General features: G+C 62.2%; 12 protein-coding genes. 2 read left to right on the forward strand and 10 right to left on the reverse strand.

The genetic code is table 11. The annotated features are described in order from the left end of the window. Nucleotides 1-644: 644 nt before the first annotated feature. Entirely contained in the window at nucleotides 645-881 is a 237-nt protein-coding gene (locus tag RS901_RS39000) for a hypothetical protein (RefSeq protein ID WP_410054260.1), read from the reverse strand. Nucleotides 882-1,196: 315 nt separating this feature from the next. Between RS901_RS39000 and RS901_RS35370 the strand changes: the two genes are divergently transcribed. Next, nucleotides 1,197-1,538 carry a hypothetical protein gene (locus tag RS901_RS35370; RefSeq protein ID WP_316157573.1) on the forward strand — a complete coding sequence of 114 codons (342 nt, stop codon included), beginning with the start codon at nucleotides 1,197-1,199 and terminating at the stop codon, nucleotides 1,536-1,538. A 614-nt stretch (nucleotides 1,539-2,152) separates the two neighbouring features. Then, complete coding sequence (locus tag RS901_RS35380) at nucleotides 2,153-2,512, forward strand: pilus assembly FimT family protein (protein WP_316157574.1); 360 nt, start codon at nucleotides 2,153-2,155, stop codon at nucleotides 2,510-2,512. Between the two features lie 199 nt (nucleotides 2,513-2,711). Here the strand turns inward: RS901_RS35380 and RS901_RS35385 are convergent, their stop codons facing one another. The 9 genes from RS901_RS35385 to RS901_RS35425 all read right to left on the reverse strand — a co-directional run bounded on the left by RS901_RS35385 (nucleotide 2,712) and on the right by RS901_RS35425 (nucleotide 12,329). Further along, nucleotides 2,712-4,202: a VWA domain-containing protein gene (locus RS901_RS35385; RefSeq protein WP_316157575.1), complete on the reverse strand. Its 1,491-nt coding sequence runs from the start codon at nucleotides 4,200-4,202 to the stop codon at nucleotides 2,712-2,714. A gap of 20 nt (nucleotides 4,203-4,222) precedes the next feature. Beyond that, nucleotides 4,223-4,852 carry a TadE/TadG family type IV pilus assembly protein gene (locus RS901_RS35390; protein WP_316157576.1) on the reverse strand — a complete coding sequence of 210 codons (630 nt, stop codon included), beginning with the start codon at nucleotides 4,850-4,852 and terminating at the stop codon, nucleotides 4,223-4,225. Next, nucleotides 4,852-5,364 (reverse strand): TadE/TadG family type IV pilus assembly protein, encoded by a 513-nt coding sequence (locus RS901_RS35395; protein WP_316157577.1) that lies wholly within the window; start codon nucleotides 5,362-5,364, stop codon nucleotides 4,852-4,854. Before RS901_RS35395 ends, RS901_RS35390 begins: the two co-directional genes overlap by 1 nt. Nucleotides 5,365-5,421: 57 nt before the next feature. Further along, entirely contained in the window at nucleotides 5,422-6,381 is a 960-nt protein-coding gene (locus tag RS901_RS35400) for a type II secretion system F family protein (RefSeq protein WP_316157578.1), read from the reverse strand. 47 nt (nucleotides 6,382-6,428) lie between these two features. Continuing rightward, nucleotides 6,429-7,403: a type II secretion system F family protein gene (locus RS901_RS35405; RefSeq protein WP_316157579.1), complete on the reverse strand. Its 975-nt coding sequence runs from the start codon at nucleotides 7,401-7,403 to the stop codon at nucleotides 6,429-6,431. A gap of 30 nt (nucleotides 7,404-7,433) precedes the next feature. Further along, entirely contained in the window at nucleotides 7,434-8,807 is a 1,374-nt protein-coding gene (locus RS901_RS35410; RefSeq protein ID WP_316157580.1) for a CpaF family protein, read from the reverse strand. Nucleotides 8,808-8,849: 42 nt separating this feature from the next. Beyond that, a complete protein-coding gene (locus RS901_RS35415) occupies nucleotides 8,850-10,010 on the reverse strand; it encodes an AAA family ATPase (RefSeq protein WP_316157581.1) in 1,161 nt (386 codons plus the stop codon). A gap of 97 nt (nucleotides 10,011-10,107) precedes the next feature. After that, nucleotides 10,108-10,425, reverse strand: coding sequence for a hypothetical protein (locus tag RS901_RS35420; RefSeq protein WP_316157582.1), 318 nt, complete (start codon nucleotides 10,423-10,425; stop codon nucleotides 10,108-10,110). Nucleotides 10,426-10,439: 14 nt separating this feature from the next. Then, the gene (locus RS901_RS35425; RefSeq protein WP_316157583.1) at nucleotides 10,440-12,329 is read right to left on the reverse strand and encodes a type II and III secretion system protein family protein; all 1,890 of its coding nucleotides are present in this window, start codon (nucleotides 12,327-12,329) and stop codon (nucleotides 10,440-10,442) included. Nucleotides 12,330-12,392 lie beyond the last annotated feature (63 nt).

Here is a 12,392-nt window from a genome sequence, read left to right on the forward strand (position 1 = left end):
CCCGCCACAGGTTGCGTAGAGCCAACCGCTTGATGGAAACAGGTCAGACCGGCGTGGGGAGAGCCTGATAGCCCGACTGGTGGCAGTCAGACACCGTCAAAGTTGCGAGGCCCCCACGAGCGAAAGTCATCAGGGCCAGCGCCGACGGGCGCATCAAAAGGCCGCATATATTGCTGCAGTCGATCCTCGTTGACACTCAGTGGTCAGCTCTTGCAAACAAGGGGGAGTCCATATATCGGGCTAGGGAGATGCTTATGTGGACGCCTCCCGGATTGCAAGCCGGTTGACATGGTGGTCGACAGGTGAAGGCAGCACGCTTATGTCCGGCCCGTTTGTGCAGGCCGCTCAGCCTGCTGGCCCATATGGAATTCGCTGGCGAGGTCCTCATCTGATCATCGAGCGTTGCTGCTCACATTCCCTATCGGGTTTTCCTCGCCCCGGTCCAACCTGTTAGCCATCATGCGATCAATGCTTGCGCTCCTTGGAAAGAAGTCAGTTCATACAGATTGTGGGGAGGGCACGCACCTGGCTACAAAGCCATGGCGGGTGCCGTGTATCTGGTATCCCTTGCTAGCTAGACCCATGCTCCGCACGATGTAGTGGGAGCTATGTTCACGCTCCGCTTCGCCAGGACCTGGGCGAACTCAACCTTGACCTGCAATGGCCGCCGTAATGAGCAATTCAAGCTCTGCGCCAGCTTCCAGCAGTGGCTTGGCGCTCATTTGCACGCGCGCCTGAACAAGCGCACCCGAGGTCGCTGCAATCGCCACACTAGAAAGGCGGCGAGCCATGGTCTTCTCTACGTTGCTACGCAATAGTGCGTGCTCGATAATTCCCGTCCAGGCGTCAAAGGCCGCAACTCCCGCTGCGCGGATCCCAATTTTAGGGTAAGCTGGGCCACAAGTTCAACTTAATGCGGTGAAGATGAGCGGTGCCGATCTCATGTGGAAAACGCGGCGGCTTTCGCAGAATTGGAAGTCCTTGTCACCAAGGTGTCGTCTCAGGATCCGCCATCGCTGCTTAGTTAGCTGCTCTTGGCCTGCGTGCCTGGAACGCAGCAAGGGGGCAGCGTCAGTAGATTAGGTCTGTGAATGCTTCCAGGCCGATGTCATGTAGTTGGCGTCGCCGCCTCGCCCAGGAGGCCGGGCTCAGCGACCACTTTCGGATTCCTCACCCGGCAGAAATCAGAAACCGTCATGTCGCAACTATCATCCGGCAGCCCCGTCGACCTTGAAGTCCTGCAAGTGTTGCGCGAGGCCTTCGACGTGCGCTCCCTCCGGTATCTTATCGAGAAGATCGATTCGAATCCTTTTGCCCAGGACTTGCGGGGCTTACGGCTCGATCTCGTCGAGGTGCAAGAATCGGCTGAACGAATATTGCACCGCGAACAGTCAGAGGAAGCTCAGGCAGTTCTCTCCCTTGCTGACCAGGCCGAGAGGGTTCTGCAAGAAGTGGGCGATTTGATGCGGATGCTGAAACATGCGCACGATGTCATTCAGCCGCTAGCCGACCTTCGGCGGTCAGCCGCATCAAATTGATCACGAATGCATCTTGGCGACATCGCGCAGGCCAAGCGTGAAGCGGATGCGTAGCATCGCTTTGAGAGGAGACGGCTGGCCCCTTGTCTTGGTCGGCGCGTGCGGCACAATCGGCGCGAGAAACTCACGCCATGGCACTATGCGTTCTATCAGCACGGAAGGGCATGTCAGGTCCATACAGCCCAAATAGTTGCGATCTGCCAAAAGTGAGCACGGAAATCGCGGGTGCCGCGTGCCGCAATTGACACGTTTTGCTAAGTTCCCCACCCCACTATTGCGGAATAGCAGATTAGTAATCGTTCCGCTATATGGAAGGTGCGCGTCGTCGTAGGGAGGCGATAGGCGGCGCGAGTCATAAAAGGAACTTCGGGTATGGGCCGGTGCTTCTGCCTCAGAGTGGGACGCCATTGCCAGATTAGAACATTGCAGCGGGGGTCAATATGAGCCGGGTCATTCAGAGTTATACACCATCGCTTGCGGCGGCACCATTGCGCAACCGTTGACATGGGGCGACGGCGCAACGCCGTGCGACCCAGTTCGGTCACCAGTCTCCAGAGTGCCTGCCGCTGCCAGGCAGCAGCAGTGCACCAGTCGCGGATTGCGTCGAATCGGGCTTGCACGCTTCGAGCGGTGGGGTGCGGACGGCCGCCATGTTGGCAGGGCCGTTGTCCGTGCGCAGGCGTCTCGAGCGTCGGCAACGCGGGCTGACGCTCGTCGAGCTGATGGCCGTGGTGGCCATCATCGGGATTCTGGCGGCCGTGGCCAGCCCCTCCTTCACATCACTGATCCAAAACAGCCGTGTATTGGGCGAGGCAAGCGCCATGGTCGGCGACCTGCAACTGGCCCGCAGCGAAGCCATTCGGCGCGGGCAGTCGGTGATGCCCGTCCACCAACGGCGCCAGCTGCACCGGATTCAACACCTGGGGCAACGGCCGGCTGGTGTTTGCCGACTGCAATGGCAATGGCGATTATGACGTCACCGACGACAAAATCCGCTATACCGCTGGCTGGAATAGCACCGATAATGCATGCGACAAGATGACTCCCTCCAAGAGCCATGCTGTGCCACACTCACTCCCCGAAAAAAACAGCCCGGTCAGGGCCGGGCCAAAGGGGGGAACCCGTTGCAGCCCCAATGCGAGCGAGCGGCGTGGGTTCTAGCGCGTTGCGCGCTTACTTGGAAATACGCAGGATTTCGGAAGCCAGCTTGGAGAAGCAAGGCTTTAAGTCGTCGATGGTCTTGGCGTAGCAATAGACGCCGCTGGGTTGATCCGATTTGTACAGTTTGGCATCACTCGTGTTGGCCATGTTCTTGAGCAGGTCTTCGTTGAAGCCGCCGTTGCCATCCAGGCCAAGGGTGAAGATATACACATTGTGCTGGCGCAGGTAGGTAGCCATCTCCAGCGCTACGTTGGTCGAGGCGTTCATGAGGTTCTGCGTGCTGAAGGTGGCGTCTACCGGCAAGCCGGAACCAGTGGTCGCCTGGCTGCCGACGATCTTGAACTTTAGCGCCGGATCCGTCTCCTGGCGAACGTCGTAGGTCGCCGGCATGGCGGTCGGGCCATAGTAGACAGTCGTATCCTTCTGGGTGAAGGATCCCGATTTCTTCCCATTCCCAAGATTTCCCGAGGAACTATTGTTCGAGCTTGTCGCACAGGGGTTCGACATCGGCTTGGACTGCTGGTTAGGTTCATACAGCCCGGATGGCGGATCCGATGTGCCACTGGCGCCGCCCGCACAAGTCTTGTTGGCGTTCACAGTATTGCTCGTGGTGTTCTTTGTCTCGGTGTATGGGCAGTTGCTCGTCTGATTCTTGGCGCAGGTGTAGACCCTAGTTGTAGTCGTCACGTCCGTGCGCGTGCCCATGTTGTAGGTGGCGGCCAGCGTATTGGGTTCACCGTCCGAGAAGAACACGACGACGCGCAGGCTGGACCGGTTCGCCTGCAATATCGAATCGAGTTGTACGCGCGCCTGGTACAGCCCTTCGGCATAGTTGGTGGTGCCATTGCTGGAAAGACCGCTTATCTTGGTCTTCATCGCAGTGCGATTGAACCCGCGCTGCACGGTATTGATCGCGATATCGGACACCGCGCCGGCGGAAAAATGCACCAGGCCTACACGGTCGGACGTGGGACTGAACTGGTCAAGAAAACTGTTCGCATTGGACTTCACTGTGGACCACACTGGGCCCATCGAGCCCGACGAGTCGATCACGAAGATCAGGTCAAGGTCCTTGCGGATAGTCTGCGACGTAGCGGCGACGGCGACGTTGGAAAAGCCGAGGACCTTCATCAGTGTCAGCGGCATCGTGGCGGACGCTGACACGCCCAGGGTCACCGCACCGGGCGTCGGCGTATCGAAATCCACCGATACCGGATTGAGGGACGCCGTTGACTTCAGGAATCCTGTCTTGAAATTGGCATTGAAGAATTCGCTGGCAGCCTGCCTGGCATTGGCAGTCTGGTCCGCGCGGGTAGCACCGTTGGTGACGGCGCGCGCCGCAGCGACTGCGGCAGAGTCCACCGCTGCATTCAGCTTGGCCTTGACGATGTAAGCCATGCCGGCGTCAATCCCCAGCCCGGCGATACCAACCAGGCCAAGCATCAACACCCCGACGATGATCGTGATCTGCCCCTGTTGTCTGCGAACTGGTTTGCGCGTCATGTCGCCTCCTTGCATGCGGGTCAGAACACGGTGATGGAATAAAGGTTCGGGCCAATGGAGGGCATGGCCAGCACACCCATGGTGAGACCCTTGAACAGCATGTTGAAGCCGTAGTAGGCCTCGACCACATAGGCAATCTCCCCATCGTGCATGGATCCGGTCATGACGTTAGCTGTCGGAGCCGAAGGGCCGGTCGGGATGCTGCCGCAACTGCCATTGCCCGCCCAACTGGTACCGTTACTGCCGCAATTCCACACCTTGCTGAGTGGTGCCGAACCGCCTGCGCCTTTCCACCCGTTAAGCCAGTGGTGCTGCTCCAGTACGACATTCCGCGAGCACGTTGTTTCGCCCTTGGCGCACAGCCCCATGACTTTGGTGATGTAGATCATGCCCTGCGGCTTCATCTGGATCGGCGTCGCGGTGTCGCCGAGCGAGTCCATGATGAACTGCGGTGTGTAGTTCGACGCACGCGATGCGAGACTCGCACCCTCACGGGTCAGGTTGACAAGCACCAGGTTGGCCTGGATTGCGCGGCCGAAATCAATGACCGGCAATGTCAGGAAGATGAGGACCGGTAGCAAGATGCCGAACTCGATGGCTGCGATGCCATGGGCGGCCTTTCTGCGGGCGAGGGCGCGGATCGGTTTCATCAGAAAGCCTCGTTGCGCATGGTGGCGGCGACGCGGAAGTTGTACTTTCCGCCGGTGGATTTGAAGAAGGCTGCGACCACCGGCGTCAGGAGTGGCCACGAACAGTCCACGTGAATCTCCACCAACTCGCCAGCGGACCCGTACATGCCGGCTCCGCTGGCCTGCGCAATGCCGCTCCCCACGGGGGGGATGATCAAGGTAGAGATGGTGGCGCCCGACATCTTGTAGATGCCGAGCGAGCTCGAGCGGATCTTCTCTTCGACTGCAAGGTAGCGCTGCTTAGCGCCTGCGCTCGGATCCAGGTTGCTCTGGCCGGTGATCGCGTAGCGCGCGCCTTCGCGGACGGCATGCTGCATCGTCAGGTTGGCGAACATCATCATGCCGAAATCCACAATGGAGAAGATCAGCAAGAAAAAGAGGGGTGCAACCAGCGCGAACTCAACGGCGCTGGCGCCGGTCTCGCAGAGGTGCTGCCGCAGTGCAGGCATCGGCATCGGTTTGTGATTCGGCATGGCAGCTTCCCCGTGGCTTACTATGGATTGTCGTGCTGCAAGATGGCCGCTCCGCGATCAGCCACCGGCGCCCATCATCGCCGGCATCAGTGTGCGATAGAAACCCAGCGCTGGGGATCCGAGCAGCACGACCATCAGTGACGGAAAGATGAAGAAGATCAGAGGGAACAGGAGCTTGACCGCGATCTTGGCGGCCGTTTCCTCGGCACGTTGACGTCGCTTCACACGCAGCGAGTCCGCATGCACACGCAGCGACTCCGCGACACTGGTGCCGAAGCGGTCGGCCTGGATCAGCATGCTCACCAGCATCTCCACGTCATCCACGCCGGTGCGCAGCGCGAGGTTGCGCAAGGCCTTCTCGCGCGGCAGGCCGGCACGCAGTTCAAGCACCAGCAATTCCAGTTCGTCGCCCAGAGGATTCCGCTCGCGTCGGAATTCCTCCACCACCTTGAGCAGCGCGGCGTCGAGGGCCAGGCCTGCTTCCACGCAGACCGTGATCAGGTCGAGTGCATCGGGGAAGGTCTCGAAGATCTGCCTCTGGCGATTCCTGATCGTGCGGCGCATGAAGAGATCGGGCAGGTAGAAGCCGACGATGGCAACCCCCAGCATGGCAGTCGGCAGCAGGCGTGGGCTGTCTTCGTTCCATGCGGGTGGAAGCAGTACAAACAGCAATGCGGGAAATGCCACCGCCAGGACCGTCTTGGCGCCGAAGTAGACTGCGATCGCGGCAGGATTGCGCCAGCCTGCGGTCATGAAGCGCGTCCGGATCGCCGAGGTATCCCACCCCTCGCCGGGAAGCGACAGCTTGGCCAGTGGTTTGGACATGCGCTCCAGGGTCTGCAGCCAGTCCTGCTGCGGTTTCTCTGAAGGAGAGCCTTCCACGCTGCTGGGCGCTTGCATGACTTGCGTAATGCGCCGGCGCAGCGAATCCGGCTGCATCAGCCACAGCGCGCCGAGGGTTACGCCGAAGGTCAGCACGAAAGTGAGGGCCAGGATGATGATGTGCTCAATTCTCATGATTGCGCTGGGCGTGGCCCATCCTCCAGTTCGTTTTGCGTTGCCGGCTAGACGTGGATCCGGATGATGCGGCGCATCCAGATGATCCCGAGTACCATCAGCGCAAGGGCATAACCGAGAATCCACGGTCCGACCGGATCGGTCCACAACGGCATCAGGAATTCCGGATTCATCAAGTACATGGCCCCGCCCACGCCGAAGGGCAGCAGCGCGAGTATCACGCCGGACAAACGACCCTCCGCGGAAAGCACGCGTACCTGGCCGGCCAGTTTCATCCGCTCGCGGATGATGTGGCTGACATTGCCAAGAATCTCCGCCAGGTTGCCACCGGACTCGCGCTGGATCAGCACGGCGATGACCAGGTAGCGCAGGTCGGCCAGCGGTGCGCGGCTGGCCAGGTTGGTCAAAGCGTCGTGCATGGACATGCCGTAGTTGATCTCATCAAAGGTCACCCGGAACTCCGCCCCTAGCGGATCTGGCAATTCGCTGCCCGCCATATCCAGTGCGCTTGAAAACGAGTGACCCGCGCGCAATGCCCGGCTGATCAGGTCGGCACCTTCGGGCAGCTGGAGTTCAATCTTCTGCAGACGCCGCTGGCGCCGGCGCATCACATACCAGAGTGGAACGGGAAGCCATAGCAAGGTGAGTGCAAGTGAAACCGGCGCGGGCAATCCGAGCAGCAGCGCCAGCAGCAGCATGCCCACGGGCGGCACCAGGGTCATGAAGAGGAAGGCCGATACCGTCCACAGCAGACCCGACTGCATCAGCAACCGGTCCAGGGCGTGCACGCGCGGCAGCTTCTTCAGCAGGCTGGCAAACCATGCCGAGCCACCCAGGGTGCGCACCTTGCTGATGATCGGCGCATCACCTTCCCACGCTGCCTCGGAGGCCGCGCGCAGCCGGCGGCCAAACCGCCGCGCGCTGGCGCCGTGCCGTGCGTTCCACCACTGGTAGCCTCCGATCATCAGCATCAGGAGGGCCACGAAGAGGGCGAGTGCGAAGCCAAGCAGGGTGTTGTTCATGGCATTGTCTCCTGCGCAGGGCGCAAGTCTTCAGACGTCATAGCGGACCGAGGGCTCATAAAGCCGTTCCGACACGCTGAGGCCGAAGGCGGCCAGGCGCTCCGAGAAATGTGGTCGCACACCGGTCGCACAGAAGTAGCCCTTGACGCGGCCTTCGTGATCCACGCCGGTGCGCTTGAACGTGAAGATCTCCTGCATGTTCACCACGTCGCTCTCCATCCCGGTGATTTCCTGCACGCTCATGAGCTTGCGGCGGCCATCGCTAAGACGAGAGACCTGCAGGATGACCGTGATGGCCGACGTGATCTGCTGGCGCATCGTTTTTGGCGGCAGCGACAAGCCGGCCATGCTGACCATGTTTTCGAGCCGGGTCAGCGCATCGCGCGGCGTATTGGCGTGGATGGTGGCAAGTGACCCCTCGTGTCCGGTATTCATCGCGTGCAGCATGTCCAGCGCTTCGGCACCGCGTACTTCGCCGAGGATGATGCGGTCCGGGCGCATCCGCAGGGCGTTCCTGACCAGCGCGCGCTGGGTGATTTCGCCGCGGCCCTCAATGTTGGCCGGTCGGGTCTCCAGCCGCAGCACATGTTCCTGGCGCAGTTGCAGTTCGGCCGCATCTTCAATGGTGACAATGCGCTCGCTGGCCGGGATGAAGCCAGACAGGATGTTGAGCATGGTCGTCTTACCGGAGCCAGTGCCGCCAGAAATCAGGATGTTGAGCTTGGCCTTGACCATGGCCTCGATCAGCTGCCCCATGGGAGGGGTCAGCGTCTGCAGTTCGATCAGGTCCTTGATCATCAGCGGGTTGGCGGAGAAACGCCGGATCGAAAGCAGCGGCCCATCGACTGCAGACGGTGGAATGATCGCGTTCACCCGGGAACCGTCCGGCAAGCGTGCATCTACCATCGGGCTGGATTCATCGATTCGCCGTCCGACGCGCGATACCATCTTGTCGATGATCTTCATCAGGTGCGCGTCGTTATGGAAGGTCACGTCGGTCAGTTCGAGCTTGCCGCGACGTTCCACGTACACCTGCTTCGATGTGTTGACGAGAATGTCCGAGACCGACGGGTCCGTGAGCAACGGCTCCAGCGGGCCGAAGCCGAGCATCTCGTCACGCACGTCCGAAACCAGGCGCTTGCGCTCCGATTCATTGACCGGGATGCTGCGCTCCTCAATGATGCGTTCGACCAGGATGCCCAGCTCCCGCTTCACCTGCTCCGGGGAAAGATGCTGCAGCTTGTCCAGTTCGACGCGTTCGATGATGGCTTCGTGGATCTCGAGCTTGAGCTGTTGGTATGCCGCGCTGGAAGGATTCGGGACACCTGTGGCGGGCACCGTCGCGTTCACACGCTCCGAGAGCGTTTCGCCGGCTCGTTCATAGAGTTGTTCGCGCAGTGACATGTTCATTCTCCACAGGGTGTCTATTGCTTGCGGGCTGGCTCGCTAGGCGTGTTTCTCTGCGCGGGGTGGCCGCATGATGCTCGCGCCCTGGCCTAACAACCGGCCCAGCAGTCCGCCGTCCTTCTTTGCAGTCGGGGGGTAGACGGCATCTACCATTTCCTTCAGAGCGCGCGAAATCGAGCTGTTCGGGGCTAGCTGCAATGCCGGTACGCCCTGATTGGCGGAATCGCGGGCGGACTTCGGGTCGAGCGGTACAAGATGGCGGACTTCAGCCCCCAAGGCCTCTTCAAGTGTGCGCACGGTGACCGACGCGTGTTTCTCGAATTGATTGACGACGATGTGCAGGCGGTCAGACGGGTAGCCAAGCGCGCGCAGCATGCTCATCAGCAGTCGGCCGGCTCGCAGATAGGGCAGGCTCGGCTGCAGGACCGGATAGATGGTGTCACTCTGGTCGAGCACGACGATCGAAGACGGATTGATATCCTGGCCGACGTCGAAGATCAGCACGTCGTACACGGGCCGCACCAGTTCCAGGATGTGCTTCATTTGCGCACCCTTGATCTCCCCGGCGCGCACCGGATCGCCGGCGCCGGCGATGACGTCGAAGTTGGGGTGGGCGTGCGTGATGCACGCGTCGAGCAGGGCCAGGTCGAGCCGGTCGACCTGGGCGCACAGATCTGCCAGCGTGGCCGGCGGTGTCTTGTCGGTGACGAGAAAGGCGGCATCGCCAAACTGCTGCACCAGGTCCACCAGGAGCACGCGCTTGCCGCGCAGCGCAGCCAGGGCGTAAGCGAAGTTCGATGCAGTGAAAGTCGTGCCACTGCCCCCCTTGCATGACACGAAGGCCATGGTGTGCGCTTCGCCTTCGACACCGCCGGCGTTCTTGCTGGCCAGCCGCTCCAGTTCGTCGCAGAACTCGCGCTCCTCGGGCGGCCAGCATTGCACGCTGCGAATGCCCGCGCGCATGGCGCGCATCAGCAAGTCTGCGCCTGGCGCCTGCGTAACCAGCATGCAGGGCATGTCATCGGGATCGTGAAAGCGCCGGCACAACCGGTCCAGCAGGGCGGGGCTGAATTCATCTGCCTGCAGCACGACGAAATCAGCAGGATGGATCAGTCCCTGTGTGGCGAGCGCTTCTTCGGGCGTGGCGCAGACCATGCGTACCTGCCGGGTGGTGCGAACCTGCCCGGCCAGTGCTGCCAACTGCCGGGCACGCGTCTCGTCTGCCGAGATCAGTAAGAGCTTTGCCATCTTGCTACCCCATTTGGAATGCCGGTTTCCGAGACGTCTTGCCCGGTGCTCAGGGCGACCCGCTGTTGCCGCTGCCCACGCCGATCACGTAGGCATTGTTCTCGGTCGGTGGGTTGCGGAACGACATGCCGTAGCGATCCAGCGCATACGTTGCGGCGCGGCCGTCGACCCCGGTGACCGGGTCGGTATTGCCCGATGCCTCCGGATTGATGGTCTGCATGGCCCGTAGCGTGCGAACGGCATCGCCGAACTGCGCGTCATAGCGGGGCGTGGAGTTCATGCAGCCGCCGAGCAGGAGAAGGGCCGTGATTGCCGAGAGCGTCGCGGCGGGTCGGGCGAGTCGGATGGGATGCTTCAGGATAGTCATGATCTGTCCCCTGGTCACTGGATGAGGGTGCCCGACTGGGCCGGCACGGTGGCGGTCGCGGCATCGATGCTGGTTGCCGTGACGACGGGTTCGATGACTGGCGTCGACACTGCGGGCGTCGAGGCAACAGGCTCCGCCGGCGGGGCAGGCAAGCGCGTCACCGGTGCCGGGGCGGCAGCCGGGGCCGGCATCGGCGCGGGCATGGGTGCCGAAGGCGAACCCGGCGGCGGTGCATTGACCGGCTTGCTGACGGGGTGGCCTTCCATGCTGCCGTTGATATAGACCTCGCCATTGATCGGCGGACCGAACGTGTCGGTGGGCAACGGATAGTTGGCAGGCAGCGGTTTGACCAGGCGCGGCGTTACCACGAAGATCAGCTCGCTCTTGTCTTGCTGGAAGTTGGTGCTGCGGAACAGGTTGCCAAGGATCGGCAGCTCGCCCGCGCCAGGCAGTGCTTTGAGCGCGCCGGTGACGTTGCTCTTGATCAGGCCGCCGATGGCAAAGCTCTGGCCGTCCATGACCTGCAGCGTGGTGGACGCGCGGCGGGTATTGATGAGCGGCAGGATGGAAATGCCGCTCAGGTTCGGTGCGGACAGCGCGACGCCGGTGGGCGACAGTTCCGAGACCTCCGGCGCAACCTTGAGGTTGATGCGGCCATTCGCCAGCACGGTTGGCGTGAACTTTAGCCCGACACCGAAGGTTTCCTCCTGCAGCGTGACCACAGCGGCGCCGCCTGCGCCGGAGCTTTGCGGTACCGGGATGAATACCTTGCCGCCGGCGAGGAAGCTGGCTTCCTGGCCGCTAATCGCCATCAGGTTCGGCTCGGCGAGTACCTTGACCAGGTTGTCGGTCTTCTGTGCGTCGAGCTTGAAGGCGAAGGGCAGGTTGTTGTTCTTGATGCCGGTGAGCGCGGCTGCGCCGCCCGACAGGAAGTTCGCCAGCAGGCCGAAGCTCCAGCTGCCGAAGGCGCCGTTGATATTGGCCGCGGCGCCAAACTGGTCGATCAGCGTCTTCGAGACTTCCGCCACCTTGACTTCCAGCATCACCTGCTGCGGCGAGTCGACGGTCATCATGTTGATGACGCGCGGGCTGCGCAGCGGTAGCCCGCTGGCTGATCCGCCCAAGGAGGCCTGCATCACGCCCCCACCGCCCATGCTATAGCCGCCGGGCTGTCCGGCAGGTCCGCCCAGCTGTTGCGCTGGCGCCTGCAACGGGCTGCGAGTCTGGCGCATGACAAAGGCGTTGGCAATGTCGACCACCTTTTGCGCGGTGGTCGAATCGGGCACGTTGCCGCTCAGCACGAGGCTGTCCGCGGCGGCGGCCACGCGCACGCCCTTGGCTTCCGGCAGCAGCGAGTGCAGCGTGCTCTGCAGGCCGCCCGGGTCAGCGCCAACCATGACATCGATGATCGTGCAGCGGCCACTCCTGCCCTGGACGATCATGTTGGTGGTGCCCACTTCAAGGCCAAGCAGGTAAAGCGTCTGCGGTGCGACGAGCATCGCCTGTACCACGCTGGGATTGCCCAGCGTTCGGGTGCGCACCGGTTCCGGCAACGGAAGCATGCGCGACTTGCCGACCGGCACAGTCACCTGCGCGGGCTCAGCGGCAGCCCCGGTGCAGCTCGGTCCGCGGTTTGCGCCGCTGTCGCTCGGTGCTGCAGGCACTGCGGCGGCGCCGATAGTGAGCTGAATCGGCCCGCTGGCCGCCAGTTTCATTGGCTGGTTTGCGGTGGTGGCGCTGTTTGTCTCGTCCGCTGCCTGCGCCTGCTCGCTGGCGAGCCAGACGCAGGTCATGGTCAGCGTGGCCAGCGCGCTCAGGCGCAGGCGCCTGTGGTCTCGCGCAGGTTTGCGCTTGTCGCCGTTCCCCGATGCACGGCTGCCTGCCTGGTGGCTGAGTGGCTTCATTTGATTTCCCCCGGTTGTTGCCCCGGCTCAGTGGGGCTGGCGCTTGGCGACGTCTGCGGCCGC

This window comes from Cupriavidus sp. BIC8F, from assembly GCF_032465815.1.
GTDB lineage: Bacteria > Pseudomonadota > Gammaproteobacteria > Burkholderiales > Burkholderiaceae > Cupriavidus > Cupriavidus necator.